Genomic DNA, 18,728 nt, shown 5'->3' with positions numbered 1-18,728 from the left:
GTCGCTAGCCCTTTTCGAGATCGTCGTGATCGACATCGGCTTCCTGCGGGTGACAGGCGGCGGTCAGCGCCACTGTCAGTGCGGTCGGCGTGGCGCCGGACGCCACGACAGGTGCACGAAACCCCAGCTTGCTGGCCAGTGTAGCCAACCGGGTGCTGGAAACGATTAGCGGTTGGTTCAAGGCGGCGCCCTGACACCATCTTGCCAGATGTTCGAGGATTTCTCCGCTGCTGACCACCAGGGCACGAAAGTCACCTTGAGCCAGGCGGCGCTGCATGTCGGAGGAAGGGAGGAGCGGGGTGCGGCGATAGACCGCCAGCCGGGTGACCCGGGCCCCGCGTGCGGCGAGGGTCTCGGCCAGCAGGGTGCGCCCCCCCTCGCCGGCCACCAGCAGCACCTTCTCGCCCGCCAGGCGCTGCAGTGAGCCCAGTCGCAGCAGCGCTTCGCTGGTGTCCTCGCCGGTATCGCCAGTCGGCACATGGACCCGCACCCCGAGCCGCCGGAGCAGGGTGTCGGCGGTGGCCGCTCCCACGGCGTAGTAGTCGATGCCCACCGGCAGTTGGGGCCAGTAGCGGTCCAGCGCCTCGGCGAGGCACTCGGCGGCGAAGGGGCTCACCACCACCACCCGGCGGAACTGGTCGACATCGAGCCAGGCGGCGCGCTGTTCCGCCGTCTCGGGCAGCGCCTCGAGACGCAGGGACTCGAGGCGAGCCACCTGCAGGCCACCGGCCTCGATGGCCGCGGCCAGCATGTCGCCCCTCTCGCCGGGCCGGGTGATGATGACTGGTAGGCCTTCCATCAGCCGGCGCCGTAGACCTCGGCGAGAATCTCGCCGGCGCCCTGGTCGAGCAGTTCCTCGGCCACCCGGATGCCCAGCGCCTCCGGCTCGTGGATGGAGCCACGCCCGTCGGCGCGCAGCACCCGGCTGCCATCCGGCGTCCCCACCAGGGCGCGCAGCCACAGGGTCTGGCCATCGTTCTCGAACACCGCATGGCCGCCGATGGGCACCTGACAGCCGCCCTCCAGGCGGGTGTTCATGGCCCGCTCGGCGCGCACCCGGGTCGCCGTGGCCGGGTCATCCAGCGGCGACAGCAGCGAGATAAGCTCGGGGTCATGAAGGCGACACTCGATGCCAAGCGCCCCCTGGCCGCAGGCCGGCAGGCAGAGCTCCGGGGGCAGCTCCATGGCGATACGCTCGTTGAGGCCCAGGCGGCGCAGGCCGGAGGTCGCCAGCAGGATGGCGTCGAACTCGCCGGCGTCGAGCTTGCCGAGCCGCGTCTGGACGTTGCCGCGCAGGCTGAGGATCTCGAGATCGGGCCGCGCTTCCTGCATCTGCAAGCCGCGGCGCAGGCTGGAGGTGCCGACGCGCGCGCCCTCGGGCAGCTCCTCCAGGCGGGCATAGTGGTTGGAGACGAAGGCATCGGTGGGCTCGGCCCCCTCCAGGATCACCGACAGCCCCAGCCCCTCGGGGAAGTGCATGGGCACGTCCTTCATGGAGTGCACGGCGATATCGGCACGGCCGTCGAGCATCGCCTCTTCCAGCTCCTTCACGAACAGGCCCTTGCCGCCCACCTTGGCCAGCGGCGTATCGAGGATCTTGTCGCCCCGGGTGGCCATGGCCACCAGCTCTACCTCGAGCCCGGGATGGGCGGCCAGGAGGCGGTCGCGGACATGTTCGGCCTGCCACATGGCCAGTTGACTCTTGCGAGTGGCAATACGCAGCTTGGTGATGGCTTGCACGAGGTTCTCCCTATCCCGGTTCCCCTGCCGGCGTCCAGCATCGCCGACGCCCGGTGGTATTGGCATTTCTTAACAGCATATAGGCTCTCATCATAAAGCACCCGGCAGGGCAGAAGAAATCGACGCCCCGGGCGGCCCCTCGCCACGTGGACGGACTCTGGTACACTGCCGGGCATGTCCAGCCAGCGCCGCCGCGGCGGCGTTGGGGCCCCGTGGCCCCGCTTCACCGCAACCCGTTACGCAGGATGCCCAGCCCGATGAGCGCAGATTCCACCACCGCCGGCACCAACCAGTCCTGGGGCGGCCGCTTCAACGAGCCCACCGACGCCTTCGTCGCCCGCTTCACCGCCTCGGTCGACTTCGACCAGCGCCTCGCCGTCCACGACATCCAGGGGTCTATCGCCCATGCCACCATGCTGGCCAGGGTCGGCGTGCTCACCGAGGCCGAGCGTGACGCCATCATCGGCGGGCTGACCGAAATTCGCGGCGAGATCGAGCGCGGCGAGTTCCAGTGGTCCGTGGCGCTGGAAGACGTGCACATGAACATCGAGGCGCGGCTCACTGACAAGATCGGCATTACCGGCAAGAAGCTGCACACCGGCCGCTCCCGCAACGACCAGGTGGCCACCGACATCCGCCTGTTCCTGCGCGACGAGATCGACCGGGTCGCCGTCGAGCTCACCCGCCTGCGCCGCGGCCTGATCGAGTTGGCCGACCGCGAGGCCGACACCCTCATGCCCGGCTTCACCCACCTGCAGACGGCCCAGCCGGTCACCTTCGGCCATCACCTGCTGGCCTGGCACGAGATGCTGGCCCGCGACCACGAGCGCCTGCTCGACTGCCGGGGCCGCGTCAACGTGATGCCGCTGGGCGCCGCGGCCCTGGCAGGCACCACCTACCCCATCGACCGCCACGTCACTGCCGAGCTGCTGGGCTTCGCGCGTCCCGCCGAGAACAGCCTGGACGCGGTGAGCGATCGCGACTTCGCCATCGAGTTTACGGCGTTTGCCAGCCTGCTGCTGATGCACCTGTCGCGGATGAGCGAGGAGCTGGTGCTGTGGACCAGCGCCCAGTTCGACTTCATCGACCTCCCCGACCGCTTCTGCACCGGCTCCTCGATCATGCCGCAGAAGAAGAACCCCGACGTGCCGGAGCTGGTGCGCGGCAAGACCGGCCGGGTCTACGGCCACCTGATGGGGCTGCTGACCCTGATGAAGTCCCAGCCGCTGGCCTACAACAAGGACAACCAGGAAGACAAGGAGCCGCTGTTCGACGCCGTGGATACCGTCAAGGACTGCCTCAAGGCGTTCGCCGACATGGTACCGGCCATCGAGCCGAAGAAGGCCCAGATGGCCGAGGCGGCCCGGCGCGGCTTCTCCACCGCTACCGATCTCGCCGACTATCTGGTCCGCCGCGGCGTGGCCTTCCGCGACGCCCACGAGATCGTCGGCCTCTCGGTGGCCTTCGGCCTCAAGCAGCACAAGGATCTCTCCGAGATGAGCCTCGAGGAGCTCAAGCAGTTCTCCGACGTCATCGAGGGCGACGTCTTCGAGGTGCTGACCCTGGAGGGCTCGGTGGCCGCCCGCAACCATATCGGTGGCACCGCCCCGGATCAGGTGCGCGCCGCCGCCCAGCGCGCCCGCGACGCGCTCACCGTTCTGGAGGCCGGCGCCTGATGGCCCGCCTCGCGCTTGCCACTCTGGTCCTGGCGCTGCTCGTCGGGCTGACCGGCTGCGGCCAGAAGGGGCCGCTCTACCTGCCCGACGACGAGCCGGCGGCCGACCAGGTCGGTCCCCGCGGCGCCGCCAACGCCCCCGACGAAAGCGAGACCTAGCATGGATCACTTCGAATACCGCGACGGCGTGCTCTACGGTGAAGAGGTCCCGCTGACCCGCCTCGCCGAGCAGTTCGGTACGCCCTGCTACGTCTATTCCAAGGCCACCCTGGCCCGGCACTTTCGCGCCTACACCGAGGCGCTGGGCGGCCACCCCCACTTGATCTGCTACGCGGTGAAGGCCAACTCCAACCTCGCCGTACTAGGACTGCTGGCCCGCTTGGGCGCCGGCTTCGATATCGTCTCGCTGGGCGAGCTGGAGCGGGTGCTGGCCGCCGGCGGCGACCCCGCCAAGGTGGTCTTCTCCGGCGTTGCCAAGCAGGAGGGCGAGATGGCCCGGGCGCTGGAGGTGGGCATCAAGTGCTTCAACGTGGAATCGCGACCGGAGCTCGAGCGACTGAATGACGTGGCCGGCCGGCTCGGCAAGGTGGCGCCGGTGTCGCTGCGGGTCAATCCGGACGTGGACGCCGGCACCCACCCCTACATCTCCACCGGGCTCAAGGACAACAAGTTCGGCATCCCGGTGGACGAGGCACTGGGGGTCTACGAGCTGGCCGCCGGCCTGCCCCACGTGAAGGTCACCGGCCTGGACTGCCATATCGGCTCCCAGCTCACCCAGCTCTCCCCCTTCCTGGACGCTCTGGACCGCCTGCTGGTGCTGCTCGAGACCCTGCGCGAGCGGGGCATCGAGGTGGAGCACCTGGATCTGGGCGGCGGCCTCGGCGTGCCTTATCGCGACGAGCGCCCGCCGGCACCCTTCGACTATGCCTCGGCTTTGCTGGAGCGCCTCTCCCGATGGGAGGGCAGCGAGCGGCTGACCCTGCTTTTCGAGCCGGGCCGCTCGATTGCCGCCAACGCCGGGGTGCTGCTGACAAGGGTAGAGTTCCTCAAGCCCGGCGAAACGAAGAACTTCGCCATCGTCGATGCCGGCATGAACGACCTGATCCGCCCCGCGCTCTATCAGGCGTGGCAGGCGATCCTCCCGGTAGACACCCGCCGCGCCCGGGAGAGAGCCACCTACGACGTGGTTGGCCCGGTGTGCGAGACCGGCGACTTCCTGGGCCAGGAGCGGGAACTTGCCATCGTCGCCGGCGACCTGCTGGCGGTGCGCTCCGCCGGGGCCTACGGCTTCGTGATGGCCTCCAACTACAACAGTCGCCCACGCCCCGCCGAGGTGATGGTGGACGGGGAGGCCGCCCACCTGGTGCGTCGCCGCGAGCGCCTGGAGGAGCTGTGGGCCGGCGAGGCCCTGCTACCGGAAGAGCCGCTACCGGAAGGATCGCGGCCGGAGGACGCCGACTGATGCTGCTGCACTTCACCAAGATGCAGGGCCTGGGCAATGACTTCATGGTGATCGATCTGGTCACCCAGCGGGCCCGCCTGCAGGACGACCAGATTCGCCGCCTGGCCGATCGCCGCTTCGGCGTCGGCTTCGACCAGCTGCTGATCGTCGAGCCGCCCCGGAACCCGGATCTGGACTTCCGCTACCGCATCTTCAACGCCGATGGCAGCGAAGTGGAGAACTGCGGCAACGGGGCGCGCTGCTTCGCCCGCTTCGTGCGTGACCAACGGCTGACCCACAAGCACGAGATCTACGTGGAGACCGCCGGCGGGCCTCTGGTGCTGGTGGTCGAGGACGACGGCCGGGTGCGGGTCGACATGGGCGAGCCGCGCTTCGCTCCCGAGGCATTGCCCTTCACGCCTGAGCCCTTCGACGCCGCCGAGGATCGCCCGCTGCACGCCCTGGAGGTGGACGGCGAGTGCCTCGAGATCGGTGTGGTCTCCATGGGCAATCCCCACGCGGTGCTGCGGGTCGATGACGTCGATGCCGCCCCGGTGGAACGCCTGGGGCCTGCCATCGAGTCCCACCCGCGCTTTCCCAAGAGGGTGAACGCAGGCTTCATGCAGGTGGTCTCGCCGCACGAGATTCGCCTGCGGGTCTACGAGCGGGGTAGCGGCGAGACCCTGGCCTGCGGCACCGGCGCCTGCGCCGCGGTGGCCACCGGCCTCCGCCAAGGGCTGCTGGAGAGCCCGGTCACCGTGCACCTGCCCGGCGGCGACCTGGCCATCGAATGGGGAGGCCCCGGCACCTCCCTGACCATGAGCGGCCCCGCCGAACGCGTCTATGACGGCCGCATCATTCTGATCTGAGTCCTGTAGCACCACCGCCGAGGAGTTGGTATGTCACGAGCCGCCCCTGAACCGCGCAAGACCCTCGATCCGGATCGGGTGGCCGAATGGCTGGCCACCCACCCGGACTTCTTCGTCGGTCGCGAGGGGCTGCTGCAGCAGCTGCGCGTACCGCATCCGGAGGCCCGCGGCGCCACCTCGCTGCTGGAGCGGCTGGTCCATGACCTGCGTACCCGCGCTGAGCAGGCCGAATGGCGCCTGGAGCAGCTGCTGGAATCGGCTCGCCACAACGAGGCCCAGTACCGCCGCACCCGAGAACTGGTGCTGGCGCTGCTGGAGGCCGAGGACGGCGACGCCCTGGGCCAGGCCCTGGCCACCCAGTTCTGCGAACGCTTCTCCACGCCGGCGGTGGCGCTGTGGTGCCCGGCCAGCCTCACCGATGCCGAACCCCAGCCGCCCCAGGCGCCGCGCCAGGTGCTCGATGAACACGCTGGCTCACGCCTGGCGGCACTCCTCGACGGCCGTACCAGCCGCTGCACCCGGCTTACCCCCACCGACTGGAAGCGGCTGCTGCCCCACACCGCGGCACCGCGGGGCTCCGGCTCCTGCGCCATCACCCGGCTGACCCTGGGCGAGCCGCTGGGCTACCTGGTGCTGGCCAGCCCCGACGCCGACCACTTCCGCGCCAGCATGGATACCCTGTTCACCGAATACGTGGGCGACGTGGTGGCGCGACTGCTCGTGCGCCACGCCGCGCGCCATGGCTGAGCGCCTCTCCGCGGCAGGCCCCCTGGCCGAGGAGGTCGAGTCCTTCCTGGCCGGGCTCTCGCGCACCGCCAGCCCCGCCACCCTGGACGCCTACCGCCGCGACCTCACCGCCCTGCTGGCCTTCCTGGCCGAGCGTGATATCGACGACTGGCGACGACTGGACGCCGCCCTGCTGCGCCGTTTCCTGGGCGGCGAGCGCGCCCGGGGGCTGGCGCCGCGCAGCCTGGCCCGGCGCCGCTCGGCCATCTCGCGGCTGGCTGACCACCTGGTCACCCGGGGCCGGCTGACGCACAACCCTGTGGCCCTGACCCGCGCCCCGCGCCAGCCGCGCCACCTGCCGCGTCCGGTGGACGTCGACCGCCTGAAGCAGTTCCTGGAGACGCCCCACGAAGGCTCGCCGCTTTCGGTGCGCGACCAGGCCATGCTGGAGCTCTTCTACTCCAGCGGCCTGCGCCTGGCCGAGCTGGCGGGGCTCGATCTGATCGATCTGCAGCCGGAACGAGTGCGGGTGCTGGGCAAGGGCGGCAAGCCCCGCCAGGTGCCGGTGGGCCGCCACGCGCGCCGCGCGCTGGACACCTGGCTCGCCCTGCGCGAGGCCCTGGCGGCTCCCGGCGAGACGGCGCTGTTCGTGGGCAACCGCGGTGCGCGGCTCGGCCACAGGGCCATCCAGCAGCGCCTGGCGCTGATCGCCCGCCGCCGCGGGCTCGACGAACACCTGCACCCCCACCGCCTGCGCCACTCCTTCGCCAGCCACCTGCTGGAATCGAGCCAGGATCTGCGCGCCGTCCAGGAGCTACTGGGCCACGCCAACCTGGCCACCACCCAGGTCTACACCCGGCTGGACTGGCAGCACCTGGCGGCCAGCTACGACGCTGCCCATCCCCGGGCGCGACGCCGCCCCGCCGCGGAACCCGATGAGGAGCCATCGTGAGACTCGAGGCGATCACCTTCGACCTGGACGACACCCTGTGGGACAACGGTGGGGTGATGCGGCGCACCGAGGACGGCCACTACGCCTGGCTGGACGCGGCGCTCGCCGACTGGGTGGAAGAACGGCGGGAAAAGCGGCTGGGCGAGCAGGGCGAAGCGGCGCACCCGGCGGGAGCGCGTGGCCGCTTCGCCGAGCGCTTCCCGCTTGAGGCCTTCATCGAGCGCCGTCAGCGCCTGGCCGGCGCCCATCCGCTGCGCCGGGGCGACTTCACCTGGCTGCGCCGACGGGCGCTGGAAGAACTGCTGGGAGAGTTTGGCCTGGCGGCAGAGCACGCCGAACACTGGGCCCTGCGGGCCATGGAGCGCTTCATGGCCCTGAGGCATGAGGTCAGGCCTCATGACGAGGTGGAGGCACTGCTGAGCGAACTGGGCAAGCGCTACCGGCTGGCCAGCATCACCAACGGCAACGTGGATGTCACCCGCCTGGTGCTGGGGCGCCACTTCCTGGTGACCGTTGCCGCCGGCGAGATGCTCGCCCCCAAGCCCGACCCGCGCCCCTTCCTGGCCGCCCTGGCCCGGCTCGGCGCACCGCCGTCACGGGCGCTGCACGTGGGGGACTCCTGGGCCGAGGACGCCCTGCCGGCGCGGCGCTTGGGCATGCAGGCGGCCTGGATCGGCCCCGACGACCGCGCGCTGCCCGCCGGTATCCACCGGCTGGGCCATGTTCGCGAGCTGCCGGCTCTGATCGCCTGGCTGGATAAGCGGCGCTAGCCCTCGTCGCTGCCCAGCAGCCAGTCGTCGAGGCGCGCATGGGCCTCCTCGACGCCCTGCCCCTTGAGCGACGAGAAGAGCTGAATGCTGACCAGGTCCTCCCACTCGCGCAGCCGGGAGCGAACCTGTTGCAGGGCGCTCGCCGCCGCGCCGCGCTTGAGCTTGTCGGCCTTGGTGAGCAGGATATGCACCCGCATCGCCTTGTCATCCGCCCAGCCCAGCAGGGTCTGGTCGAACTCTGTGAGCGGATGGCGCACGTCCATCACCAGCATCAAGCCACGCAGCGAGGCGCGGCGCTGCAGGTAATCGGAGAGGTGGCGCTGCCACTCCAGCTTGACCTGCTCCGGGACCTTGGCGAAGCCGTAGCCGGGCAAGTCCACCAGGCGCCGCTCGGCATCATCGCTCAGGGTGAAGAAGTTGATCAGCTGGGTACGCCCGGGAGTCTTGGAGGTGCGCGCCAGGGAATTCTGGCGGGTCAGGGTATTGATGGCACTGGACTTGCCGGCGTTGGAGCGACCCGCGAAGGCCACCTCGGCGCCGCTGTCGGGCGGGCACTGGGCCAGGGTGGGGGCGCTGGTGAGGAAACGGGCGGTCTGATAATTGAGTCGCGCCATGGCGATGACATCCTGACGATGGTCGAAGGGAGACGGGGCGCGGCTTGCATTCCCGCCGCCGGGGTGATTCGGTATAATACAGTGTCTTTTGTCTGCGACCCGGGGCACGCTAGTGTACCACCGCGCCCTCGACGTCCGCGAACCAGCAGGTCCAGCGCTTTGGAATGGCTCGATTCTGGTTCCTCTCGCGATCCGGGCGGCACCCAGGGTACGTACCGGTCAATAACGTAACGGCATAGTGGATTAGCGATGAGAAAGTTACTGGCAAGCCTGGCAATTACCATGGGCGCCGTCGGCGCCGCCCACGCCGACCTGGAGGCCGACGCCGATGCGGCGGCGGGTCGTGAGAAGGCGCAGAGTTGCGCCGCCTGTCACGGCCAGTCGGGCGTCAGCCCGGCCTCGGCCTTCCCGCATCTCGCCGGCCAGCAGGTGTCCTACACCGCCAAGCAGATCATGGACATCCGCGACGGCCACCGCGTGGTACCCCAGATGGCCGGCCAGGTGGACAACTTCTCGGACCAGGACGCCTGGGACGTAGCCAAGTACTACGCTGAGCAGGACGCCAACCTGGGTCAGGCCGACCCCGACACCGCGCTGCTGGAGCGAGGCGAGGAGCTCTACCGTGCCGGCGACATGGCCAAGGGCATCCCGGCCTGCGCCGCCTGCCACACCCCCACCGGGGCAGGCGTCGGCAGCGCTGTCTACCCGGCCCTCTCCGGCCAGTTCGCGGAGTATACCGTCTCCACCCTGCAGGCCTTCGCCGCCGGCGAACGCGCCAACGATCCGGCCAACATGATGCGCGACATCGCCGCCAAGATGAGCGATGACGACATGGAAGCCGTGGCCAACTATGTGCTTGGTTTGCACTGATTGGCTTGCACTTAGACAGGCGAAACGCCACGCTCAGCGCACGCCAGGGCGGCCTTCGGGCCGCCCTCGTCGTCTGCCCGCCGGGACTGCCGTGGAACCCTCGGCGGCGAAGGGGCTCAAAGGCAGCGACGCCCGGCGCGTACCGGATTACCCATGGAGAGTTCCTGATGTTTAAGCCCCTGATGTTTGCCCTGGCCGGCCTCGGCCTGTCGAGCCTGGCCACCGCCTCCCCGCTGGTTGAAGGCCAGCACTACGAGGTGCTGCCCCAGACCGTCGAGACCCGCGTCGGGGAGGGCCAGATCGAGGTCACCGAGGCGTTCTGGTATGGCTGTCCGCACTGCTACAACCTGCAGCAGCATGTTACCGCCTGGTACGAGACCCTGGGTGATGACGTCAGCGTGGTGCACCTGCCGGGCACCATGGGCGGCGACTGGAACAAGCACGCGGCGGCCTTCTACGCCGCCGAGGAGCTGGGCATCGCCGAGGCGGTCCACGCCGATTTCTTCGACGCCGTTCACCAGCAGAACCGCCGCCTCACCGAGGTCGACGACGTGGCCGACTTCTACAGCGACTATGGCGTCAGCGCAGACGAGGCCCGACAGGCGCTTGGCTCCTTCGCGGTGAAGAGCAAGGTCAACCAGGCCCACTCCCGGCTTCGCGCCATGCGCCTGATGGGCGTGCCCGCCATCGTGGTCGATGGCCGCTACCTGGTCACGCCTTCCAGCGCCGGCAGCCTCTCCAACATGCCGCAGATCGCCGACGCGCTGATCGAGAAGGTCCGCGAGGAGCGAAGTGACAGCTGACATGTCGCATCTAGCCGAGGCAAGGACGCCCCCCCTGGAGGGCGGCCACCTGAAGCTGCTCACCTTCAACATGCAGGTGGGAATACAGACCTCGGCCTATCACCACTACCTGACCCGCAGCTGGCAGCACCTCCTGCCGCACCCCAAGCGCCAGCGTCGCCTGGACATGGTCAGCGAGGTGCTGGGGCGTTTCGATATCGTCGGCCTCCAGGAGGTCGACGGTGGCAGCTTCCGCTCCAGCAACGTCAACCAGGTGGAGTACCTCGCCAGTCACGGGGGCTTCCCGCACCATTTCCAGCAGCTCAACCGCAACCTGGGCCGCATCGCCCAGCACAGCAACGGGCTGCTGTCGCGGCTGACGCCCAACCTGATCGAGGAGCACCGCCTGCCCGGCACCCTGCCCGGACGGGGCGCCATCCATGCCCGCTTCGGAGACGGACCCGACGCCCTGCACCTGTTCGTCGCCCACCTGGCACTCAGCCATCGCGGCCGGGTGCGTCAGCTCGACTATCTCTCTGAAATCATCCAGCCGCTGCGCCATGTGGTGGTGATGGGCGATCTCAACTGCACGCCGGATCAGCTCCACGGCCACCAGCGCTTCTGCGCCTCGCTGCCACTGCATCCGGTGCGTCCGCTGCTCAGCTACCCCTCCTGGCAGCCGCGCCGGGCCCTGGACCATATCCTGCTGTCGAACTCGCTGCAGGCTGCCGACGTGCGGGTGCTGGACCACCTCTTCTCCGACCACCTGCCGATCGCCGTGGATGTCCAGCTGCCGGCGGCCTGCCTGCAGACGCTGACCGCTCGACACAAGGCCGAGCACGGCTGAGAGTCGCTGTTCACCCCCAGGGTTGAGGCCCGGGGATGACGGTCATCGCCGAATCGGCGATGATGCCCATCATTTCCGCTTAGGCACGAGACCTGTCATGAGACCCCCCACCCGCGAACCGGCCCTGCTCCGCGGCCTGGACGCCTTCACCGACCGCATCGGCCAGGCCATCGCCTGGCTCGTCATCGTCATGATGGCGGTGCAGTTCGCCATCGTGGTGATGCGCTACGCATTCAACATCCACAGTACCGTGATGCAGGAATCGGTGATGTACATGCACGCCGCGGTGTTCATGCTGGGCGCCGCCTGGACCCTGCGCCGCGACGGCCATGTACGCGTGGACATCTTCTATCGGCGTCTCTCCGCCCGGGGACGCGCCTGGATCGATCTCTGCGGCACCCTCTTCCTGCTGATCCCGGTGGTGCTATTCATTGGCATCGGCAGCTACGGCTATGTGCGCAGCAGCTGGGCGATCACGGAGCGCTCGCCGGACGGCGGCATCCCCGGGGTCTATCTGCTCAAGAGCCTGATCCTTGCGATGATGGCGCTGCTGCTGATCCAGGGCATCGCCCAGCTGATCCGCCAGGTGCTGGTGATCCGCCACCGACTGCCCGGCAAGTCGCCCGACCACGAGGAGCTCGTGTGATGCTGGCCACCCTCCTCGAGTTCATGCCGCTGGTGATGTTCGCCACCGTGTGTGGCGTGCTGATGCTGGGTTACCCGGTGGCGCTGTCGCTGGCCGGCACCGCGCTGATCTTCGCCGGCATTGGCTACGCCCTGGTGCAGCTGGGCGTCCCGGTGTTCTTCGAGACGCGCTACATGGGCGCCATGCCCAACCGCCTCTACGGCATCATGACCAACCAGACGCTGCTAGCGGTGCCGCTGTTCGTGCTGATGGGGGTGCTGCTGGAGAAGTCGCGGATCGCCGAGACCCTGCTCGATGCGATGTCGCTGGCCTTCGGCGCCCTGCGCGGCGGCCTGGGCATCGCCGTGGTGCTGGTGGGTATGCTGCTGGCCGCCTCCACCGGCATCGTCGGCGCCACCGTGGTGACCATGGGGCTGCTCTCGCTGCCCACCATGCTCAAGCGCGGCTATTCGCCCTCCCTGGCCACCGGCACCATCTGCGCCACCGGCACCCTGGGCCAGATCATTCCGCCCTCCATCGCCCTGGTGCTGCTGGGTGATGTGCTCAACAACGCCTACCAGCAGGCCCAGCTGGCCATGGGGGTGTGGAGTCCCCGCACCCTCTCGGTGGGCGATCTGTTCATCGGCGCCCTGGTGCCGGGCCTGCTGCTGGTAGTGGCCTATATCGTCTACCTGCTGATCACCGCCTGGCTGAAGCCGGAGACGGCACCGGCCGCGGACCGTCCAGCGCTGATGGAGGAGCTGGGCCATACCGGTAGCCTCTGGCCGCTGCTGCTCAAGGGACTGGTGCCGCCGGTGCTGCTGATCGTCGCCGTGCTCGGTTCGATCCTCGGCGGCTTCGCCACGCCCACCGAGGCCTCGGCGGTGGGGGCCTTCGGCGCCTTCCTGCTGGCGCTGGTCAACCGCCGACTGAGCGTGACGGTGCTGCGCGAGGTGGTGCAATCCACTGGCCAGGTCACCAGCATGGTGTTCCTGATCCTGATCGGCGCGACGCTCTTCTCTCTGGTGTTCCGGGCCTTCGGCGGCGAGGAGCTGGTGGTCGAGCTGTTCGAGGCGCTGCCCGGCGGGGTGGTGGGGGCCACCCTGGTGGTGATGCTGGTGATCTTCCTGCTCGGTTTCATCCTCGACTTCATCGAGATTACCTTCGTGGTGGTGCCCATCGTCGGCCCGGTGCTGCTGGCCATGGGCGTCGACCCGATCTGGCTGGGCATAATGATAGCTGTGAACCTGCAGACCTCCTTCCTGACGCCACCCTTCGGCTTCGCGCTCTTCTACCTGCGCGGGGTGACGCCGGCCTCGGTGCCCACCTCGGCGATCTACCGTGGGGTGATCCCCTTCATCGCCCTGCAGCTCTGCATGCTGCTGGCGCTGGCGCTGCTGCCGGGGCTGGCCACCTGGCTGCCCTCGGTGCTGTAGAGCACAGCCTCAGGCTGACTTACTGGCAAAGCGGCGCCAGCCACCGCTGCGCCAGCAGCAGCACCACGGCGTAGCGCGCCCCCTTGGCCAGGGTGATCAGCAGGATGGCCCGCCACCAGGGCAGCCGGAAAATACCGGCCAGCACGGTGAGCGGGTCGCCCACCACCGGCGCCCAGGAGGCCAGCAGGCTCCATTCGCCGAAGCGCAGATACCAACGCTCGGCCCGGGCCAGCCCCGCCGGCGAGGCGGGAAACCAGCGGCGGTCCTGAAAACGGCGGGCATAGCGCCCCATCCAGACGTTGATCAGGCTGCCCAGGGTGTTACCCGCGGTGGCCACTGCCCACAGCGCCAGGACCGGCTCGCCCAGGCACCACAGCCTGGCCAGCCATACCTCCGAGCCGCCCGGCAGCAGGGTGGCGCTGACCAGGGACACCGCAAACAGGCTCAGCATGCTCTTCTCTTGTCAGGTAACCCCATGACCGACGCATCCTCGATTCCCAACCCCGTGATCCCCAACGTACTGACCATCGCCGGCTCCGATCCCAGCGGCGGTGCCGGCATCCAAGCCGACCTCAAGACCTTCTCAGCGCTGGGCGCCTATGGTACCAGCGTGATCACCGCGCTGACCGCCCAGAACACCCGCGGGGTCGCCGGCGTGCACCCGGTGCCCGCCGACTTCATCGCCGCCCAGCTCGAGACCCTGCTCGATGACGTGCGCCTCGACGCGGTGAAGATCGGCATGGTGGCGAGCCGCGAGGTGGCAGAGGTGATCCGCGAGGCGCTGACCCGGCGCCGCCCGCGCTGGGTGGTGCTCGACCCGGTGATGGTGGCCAAGAGCGGCGACATCCTGGTGGACGACGCCGGCATCCGCGCGGTGCGCGAGGTGCTGGTGCCCCTGGCCGACCTGGTCACCCCCAACCTGCCCGAAGCCGCGGTGCTGCTCGATCTGCCGGCCCCCGCCACCCGGCATGAGATGCTCGCCCTGGCCCCGGCGCTGCGCGCGCTGGGCGCCGGTGCCGCACTGCTCAAGGGAGGGCATCTCGCCGGCGAGGAGTGCCCAGACCTCTTGATCACCGCCGAGGCGATCACCTGGGTCGAGGGCGCCCGGGTCGATACCGCCAACCTCCACGGCACCGGCTGCACCCTCTCCTCGGCCATCGCCGCCCGCCTGGCCCGGGGCGATTCGCTGCTCGAGGCGGTGTCAGGCGCCAAGCGCTGGCTGGGCGGGGCGCTGGCCGCAAGCCAGCGCCTTGACGTGGGCCAGGGACGCGGCCCGGTGCACCACTTCCACGCCTGGTGGTAGGGCCTTTCCGGCGTTTTGTTTGTTGCAGGGGCGGCGCCGGCCTCTCATCCTGAAGGTCCCACCTTCCGGCAAGCGGAGATCGCCACCATGACCCAGACCCTGCTGTTCGCCTGCGACCTCTCGGCCGAGAACCGCGCCGCCTTCGCCCGAGCCCTGCGCCTGGCCGGCGAGCAGGGTGCCCGACTGGACGTGATCCACGTGCTCGACCCCTACCTGCCGCGGCGGGTGCTCCACGACCTGGAGGCGGCGGTGGTGGCCGACATGCAGGCGATGCTGACCGATATCCGCGAGGACTACGCCCTGCCCGAGCCCCAGGTGCTGCTGCAGACGGTGGCCGGCTCCCCCTACGCCGAGATCATCCGCGAGGCCCACGAGCGTGAGGTGGACATGATCATCCTCGGCGCCCACCGCAAGCGTGGCCAGCCGGATCTCGTCGCCGGCACCACCCTGGCCCGGGTGCTGCGCAGCGCCCCCTGCCCGGTGCTCACGGTGAGCCACCTGGCCAGCCAGGAGTGGCAGGACATCCTGGTCCCGGTGGACTTCTCGCTGACCTCCCGCCACACCCTGCGCGAGACCCTCAAGCGCTTCCCCGAGGCGCGCCTGACCCTGCTCCACGCCTGGGATATCCCCGGCGAGCGCGAGCTCGGCTCCAACGGCGACTATGCCCACTGGCGGGATCGCGAGGTGGCCCGCCTGCGCACCCAGCTCGAGCGCGAGACCGAACAGCTGATGGCCGAGCTCGACGACGTGCCGGAACTGGAGCTGGTGCTGGAGCAGGGCGACCCCCTGGAGGTGCTGATGACCCGCCTGCGCCGCCAGCCCCCGGACCTGCTGGCCTTGGGCAGCCGCGGCCAGCTGGGCCGCCAGAGCCCTATCATCGAGCAGCTGCTGGCCGAGCCCCACTGCGACATCATGCTCTGTCGCGCCTGGTAGGCGTTATTCGATACAGAACCTCTACGCAATGGTAAGGTCTGTACATGACTGCCGTTTCATCGCCGGAGGTTCCCCATGCATTGCCCTGCCCATCGTGCCGTGCCTCACGGCATCCCTGTTCCCCTGACAGCCCTCCTGCTGCTCGCCCTGCTGCTGGCCTGCCTGCCGATGCGTGCCGACGCCGCCCAGACGGTGGAGGTCAGGGGCGTGCAGTTCGCCACCGCGTTGGAGGAGGAGGGCCAGGCCTACCGCCTGATCGGCCACGGCCTGTTCCGCTACATGATTTGGACCGCCTATGCCGGGGCCTATTATCAGGCCCCGGAGGCGCATGAACCGGCTCCGCTGTCGGCCGTGCCTCGGCGGTTGGAGCTCGAGTACTTCCACGCTATCGCGGCGGATGACTTTGCCGCCGCCACCCGCGACAGCGTGCGCGAGCGCCTGGGCGAGGCGGCCTATCGCGACCTGCTGCCCGGCCTTAACGCCTTCAACCGCGCCTATCGTAGCGTCGTGCCTGGCGATCGCTATGCCCTGACATGGGACGGCGAGGCGCTGCTGCTGGCCCTCAACGGCGAGCGGCTCTATCGCGGCGACGATACGGCACTGGCCATCGCGCTCTTCGGCATCTGGCTCGGCGACCAGCCGCTGCGGGACGATTTCCGCGACGCCCTGCTGGGCCGCCGCTGAGCACAGCGTGCTACGCTTTCCTCTTCCAGTCAGGCAGCACATCGGGATCATCGGGGAGGGCAGGCATGAAGGCACTGATTCAGCGGGTCACCCGGGCCAGCGTGGCCGTGGAGGGCCACACCGTGGGCGCCATCGGCAATGGCCTACTGGCGCTGGTGGGGGTGGAGAAGGGGGACGACGAGGCCGCCGCCGACCGGCTGCTGCACAAGCTGCTGCACTACCGGGTGTTCGGCGACGCCGACGACAAGATGAATCTCGACCTGCAGCAGGTCGAAGGCGGCCTGCTGCTGGTCTCCCAGTTCACCCTGGCAGCGGATACTCGCAAGGGGCTGCGACCCAGTTTCTCCAGCGCCGCCCCGCCCGACGAGGGCCACCGGCTGTTCCACTACCTGCTCGAGCGCGCTGAGGCGGCCTGGCCCCGGGTGGAGAGCGGCGAGTTCGCCGCCAACATGGAGGTCTCGCTGGTCAACGATGGCCCGGTGACCTTTCTGCTGGAGAGCTAGCCGCTGAGCTCGGCCTCCATGGCTTCCAGTTCCTCCTCGGCGGCCAGCCACTCGGCCTCGAGATCATCCAGGCGTGACTTGAGCTCGCCCTGGCGAGCCAGGGTGGCGGTCAGCTCCTCCTTGCGGGCGGCGTCGGTGTAGAGTTCGGCATCGCCCAGGGCTTCCTCCACCTCGACCAGTTGTGCCTGAACCTTTTCCATGGCCTGTTCCGCGCGGTCGCGACTCTTTTTCAGCGGGCGCAGCTTCTCGCGCAGTTCGGCGGCGGCACGGCGTGTGGCCTTGCGATCCTCCCTGGGCGCGGCGCTCTCCGCCTGACGCTCGCCCTTCTCGGCTCGAGCCTCGCGACGCTCACCCTCGAGCCGCGCCTTGAGCCAGGCCCTATAGTCCTCCAGGTCACCATCGAAGGGCTCGACGCGATGATCGGCCACCCGCCAGAACTCGTCCACGGTGGCGCGCAGCAGATGGCGGTCGTGGGAGACGATGATCACCGTTCCCTCGAAGGCCGCCAGCGCCTCGGTGAGCGCCTCGCGCATCTCCAGGTCCAGGTGGTTGGTGGGCTCGTCGAGGAGTAGCAGGTTGGGCTTCTGCCAAGCCACCAGGGCCAGCGCCAGCCGCGCCTTCTCCCCCCCCGAGAAGCGCCCCACCTCGCCGAAGGCGTCGTCGCCCTGGAAGCCGAAGCCACCCAGAAACTTGCGGATGTCCAGGTCCGCAGCCGTGGGCGAGAGCCGCTGCACGTGCATGAAGGGCGTCGAGGCGAGATCCAGCCCTTCGAGCTGGTGCTGGGCGAAGTAGCCGATAGCCAGGTGCTCGCCGGGCACCCGCTTGCCGGCCAGCAGGGCCAGCTCGCCGGTGAGCGACTTGATCAGCGTCGACTTGCCGGCACCGTTGGGCCCCAGCAGGCCGATGCGCTGGCCGGGCAGCAGGGTCAGCTTCACGTCATCGAGCTGGACGATTTCACCCCCCGGCTCGCTTCCCGCTTTCTCGCAGTAGCCGAGGCGCGCCTCGTCCAGCACCAGCAGCGGGTGGGAGGTCTTGTCCGCCGCGGGAATGGTGAAATGGAACGGAGAGTCGGCGTGGGCCATGGCGATGTCGCCCATGCGCTCCAGCATCTTCAGGCGGCTCTGGGCCTGGCGTGCCTTGTTGGCCTGGTAGCGGAAGCGCGCCACGAAGCGCTCGATCTCCTCGCGACGCGCCTGCTGCTTGATCGCCTCGGCCTGCTGCAGGGCCAGCTTCTCGGCCCGGGTACGCTCGAAGGTGGAGTAGTTGCCGCGATAGAGCACAAGCGTCTGGCGGTCGAAGTGAACGATGTGGTCGCAAACCGCGTCGAGAAAATCTCGGTCGTGGGAGATCAGCAGCAGGGTGCCGGGGTAGCGCATCAGCCACTGTTCAAGCCACAGCAGGGCGTCCAGGTCCAGGTGGTTGGTGGGCTCGTCGAGCAGCAGCACATCGGAGGGCATGAACAGGGTGCGCGCCAGGTTGACCCGCATGCGCCAGCCGCCGGAGAAGTCCGACAGCGGGCGCACCAGATCCGCCTGGGCGAAACCCAGCCCCACCAGCAGCTGAGCCGCCCGAGCCGGCGCGCTGTAACCGTCCAGGGCCTCAATGGCGCCGTGGAGTTCCGCCTCGCGGTGGGCGTGATCGGATTCCCGCGCGGCCGCCAGGGCCGCCTCTGTCTCTCGCAGCTCGCGGTCGCCGTCGAGCACATAGTCGACGATGGCCCTATCCAGCGCCTCCACCTCCTGGGCCATGTGGGCGATGCGCTGACCGCCGCTCATCTCGACCTCGCCGCGATCCGGGGCCAGCTCGCCGAGCAGCAGCTTGAACAGGCTCGACTTCCCGGCGCCGTTGGGGCCGACGATGCCTGCCTTGTGGCCGGCGTGCAGGGTCAGGTCGGCCCCTTCCAGCAGGGCCTGGGTGCCGCGTTGCAGGAAAACTTGGCGCAGTGCGATCATGCGGGC

21 protein-coding genes are annotated in these 18,728 nt (G+C 69.3%); 16 read left to right on the top strand and 5 right to left on the bottom strand.

Going from position 1 to position 18,728, the window contains the following annotated elements:
- Nucleotides 1-4: 4 nt before the first annotated feature.
- Together ACR80S_RS09620 and hemC are read right to left on the bottom strand one after the other, a co-directional pair.
- The gene (locus ACR80S_RS09620) at nt 5-799 is read right to left on the bottom strand and encodes a uroporphyrinogen-III synthase (RefSeq protein WP_435400956.1); all 795 of its coding nucleotides are present in this window, start codon (nt 797-799) and stop codon (nt 5-7) included.
- Nucleotides 799-1,740, bottom strand: coding sequence for a hydroxymethylbilane synthase (gene hemC / locus ACR80S_RS09615; RefSeq protein ID WP_435400957.1), 942 nt, complete (start codon nt 1,738-1,740; stop codon nt 799-801). Before hemC ends, ACR80S_RS09620 begins: the two co-directional genes overlap by 1 nt.
- Nucleotides 1,741-1,997: 257 nt before the next feature.
- Between hemC and argH the strand changes: the two genes are divergently transcribed.
- From argH to ACR80S_RS09580, 7 genes are read left to right on the top strand one after another with little or no spacing between them, the layout of a single operon-like run.
- The gene (gene argH / locus ACR80S_RS09610) at nt 1,998-3,416 is read left to right on the top strand and encodes an argininosuccinate lyase (protein ID WP_435400958.1); all 1,419 of its coding nucleotides are present in this window, start codon (nt 1,998-2,000) and stop codon (nt 3,414-3,416) included.
- On the top strand, nt 3,416-3,574 hold the full coding sequence (lptM, locus tag ACR80S_RS09605; protein WP_435403080.1) for an LPS translocon maturation chaperone LptM: 159 nt from the start codon (nt 3,416-3,418) through the stop codon (nt 3,572-3,574). The genes argH and lptM overlap by 1 nt, the downstream gene beginning before the upstream one ends.
- Before the next feature lies 1 nt (nt 3,575).
- On the top strand, nt 3,576-4,877 hold the full coding sequence (gene lysA / locus ACR80S_RS09600; RefSeq protein WP_435403079.1) for a diaminopimelate decarboxylase: 1,302 nt from the start codon (nt 3,576-3,578) through the stop codon (nt 4,875-4,877).
- Nucleotides 4,877-5,725, top strand: a complete 849-nt coding sequence (gene dapF, locus ACR80S_RS09595; RefSeq protein ID WP_435403078.1) for a diaminopimelate epimerase — start codon at nt 4,877-4,879, stop codon at nt 5,723-5,725. The genes lysA and dapF overlap by 1 nt, the downstream gene beginning before the upstream one ends.
- Nucleotides 5,726-5,755: 30 nt before the next feature.
- Nucleotides 5,756-6,472 (top strand): DUF484 family protein, encoded by a 717-nt coding sequence (locus ACR80S_RS09590; protein ID WP_435403077.1) that lies wholly within the window; start codon nt 5,756-5,758, stop codon nt 6,470-6,472.
- Nucleotides 6,465-7,403 carry a tyrosine recombinase XerC gene (locus tag ACR80S_RS09585; protein ID WP_435403076.1) on the top strand — a complete coding sequence of 313 codons (939 nt, stop codon included), beginning with the start codon at nt 6,465-6,467 and terminating at the stop codon, nt 7,401-7,403. The genes ACR80S_RS09590 and ACR80S_RS09585 overlap by 8 nt, the downstream gene beginning before the upstream one ends.
- Nucleotides 7,400-8,173 carry an HAD family hydrolase gene (locus ACR80S_RS09580; protein ID WP_435403075.1) on the top strand — a complete coding sequence of 258 codons (774 nt, stop codon included), beginning with the start codon at nt 7,400-7,402 and terminating at the stop codon, nt 8,171-8,173. Before ACR80S_RS09585 ends, ACR80S_RS09580 begins: the two co-directional genes overlap by 4 nt.
- On the opposite strand, the gene yihA is transcribed toward ACR80S_RS09580, so the two are convergent.
- The gene (gene yihA / locus ACR80S_RS09575) at nt 8,170-8,787 is read right to left on the bottom strand and encodes a ribosome biogenesis GTP-binding protein YihA/YsxC (protein WP_435400965.1); all 618 of its coding nucleotides are present in this window, start codon (nt 8,785-8,787) and stop codon (nt 8,170-8,172) included. The genes ACR80S_RS09580 and yihA overlap by 4 nt on opposite strands.
- A 249-nt stretch (nt 8,788-9,036) precedes the next feature.
- On the opposite strand from yihA, the gene ACR80S_RS09570 reads away from it, so the two are divergent.
- From ACR80S_RS09570 to ACR80S_RS09550, 5 genes are all read left to right on the top strand, one after another.
- Nucleotides 9,037-9,657 (top strand): c-type cytochrome, encoded by a 621-nt coding sequence (locus ACR80S_RS09570; protein ID WP_435403074.1) that lies wholly within the window; start codon nt 9,037-9,039, stop codon nt 9,655-9,657.
- Between the two features lie 167 nt (nt 9,658-9,824).
- Nucleotides 9,825-10,460, top strand: coding sequence for a thiol:disulfide interchange protein DsbA/DsbL (locus tag ACR80S_RS09565; RefSeq protein ID WP_435400967.1), 636 nt, complete (start codon nt 9,825-9,827; stop codon nt 10,458-10,460).
- A 1-nt stretch (nt 10,461) separates the two neighbouring features.
- A complete protein-coding gene (locus tag ACR80S_RS09560; protein WP_435400968.1) occupies nt 10,462-11,286 on the top strand; it encodes an endonuclease/exonuclease/phosphatase family protein in 825 nt (274 codons plus the stop codon).
- Nucleotides 11,287-11,383: 97 nt separating this feature from the next.
- A complete protein-coding gene (locus tag ACR80S_RS09555; RefSeq protein WP_435400969.1) occupies nt 11,384-11,932 on the top strand; it encodes a TRAP transporter small permease subunit in 549 nt (182 codons plus the stop codon).
- The gene (locus ACR80S_RS09550; protein WP_435400970.1) at nt 11,932-13,347 is read left to right on the top strand and encodes a TRAP transporter large permease; all 1,416 of its coding nucleotides are present in this window, start codon (nt 11,932-11,934) and stop codon (nt 13,345-13,347) included. The genes ACR80S_RS09555 and ACR80S_RS09550 overlap by 1 nt, the downstream gene beginning before the upstream one ends.
- Before the next feature lie 19 nt (nt 13,348-13,366).
- Here ACR80S_RS09550 and ACR80S_RS09545 read toward each other — a convergent pair whose 3' ends face one another.
- Nucleotides 13,367-13,798 carry a YqaA family protein gene (locus ACR80S_RS09545; protein WP_435400971.1) on the bottom strand — a complete coding sequence of 144 codons (432 nt, stop codon included), beginning with the start codon at nt 13,796-13,798 and terminating at the stop codon, nt 13,367-13,369.
- A 24-nt stretch (nt 13,799-13,822) separates the two neighbouring features.
- Between ACR80S_RS09545 and thiD the strand changes: the two genes are divergently transcribed.
- From thiD to dtd, 4 genes are all read left to right on the top strand, one after another.
- Nucleotides 13,823-14,650: a bifunctional hydroxymethylpyrimidine kinase/phosphomethylpyrimidine kinase gene (thiD, locus tag ACR80S_RS09540; RefSeq protein ID WP_435400972.1), complete on the top strand. Its 828-nt coding sequence runs from the start codon at nt 13,823-13,825 to the stop codon at nt 14,648-14,650.
- An 87-nt stretch (nt 14,651-14,737) separates the two neighbouring features.
- The gene (locus ACR80S_RS09535) at nt 14,738-15,583 is read left to right on the top strand and encodes a universal stress protein (RefSeq protein WP_435400973.1); all 846 of its coding nucleotides are present in this window, start codon (nt 14,738-14,740) and stop codon (nt 15,581-15,583) included.
- Between the two features lie 75 nt (nt 15,584-15,658).
- Nucleotides 15,659-16,267 carry a chalcone isomerase family protein gene (locus tag ACR80S_RS09530; RefSeq protein WP_435400974.1) on the top strand — a complete coding sequence of 203 codons (609 nt, stop codon included), beginning with the start codon at nt 15,659-15,661 and terminating at the stop codon, nt 16,265-16,267.
- A gap of 65 nt (nt 16,268-16,332) precedes the next feature.
- On the top strand, nt 16,333-16,770 hold the full coding sequence (dtd, locus tag ACR80S_RS09525) for a D-aminoacyl-tRNA deacylase (RefSeq protein ID WP_435400975.1): 438 nt from the start codon (nt 16,333-16,335) through the stop codon (nt 16,768-16,770).
- On the opposite strand, the gene ACR80S_RS09520 is transcribed toward dtd, so the two are convergent.
- Nucleotides 16,767-18,722, bottom strand: a complete 1,956-nt coding sequence (locus ACR80S_RS09520; RefSeq protein WP_435403073.1) for an ATP-binding cassette domain-containing protein — start codon at nt 18,720-18,722, stop codon at nt 16,767-16,769. The two genes, dtd and ACR80S_RS09520, sit on opposite strands and share 4 nt — an antisense overlap.
- Nucleotides 18,723-18,728: the final 6 nt, after the last annotated feature.

The sequence above is a fragment of the Halomonas salsilacus genome, from assembly GCF_051216275.1.
Taxonomy (GTDB): Bacteria; Pseudomonadota; Gammaproteobacteria; order Pseudomonadales; family Halomonadaceae; genus Halomonas.
Note: the sequence above shows the minus strand (reverse complement) of the source record. Positions and strands in the feature narration are given on the sequence as shown.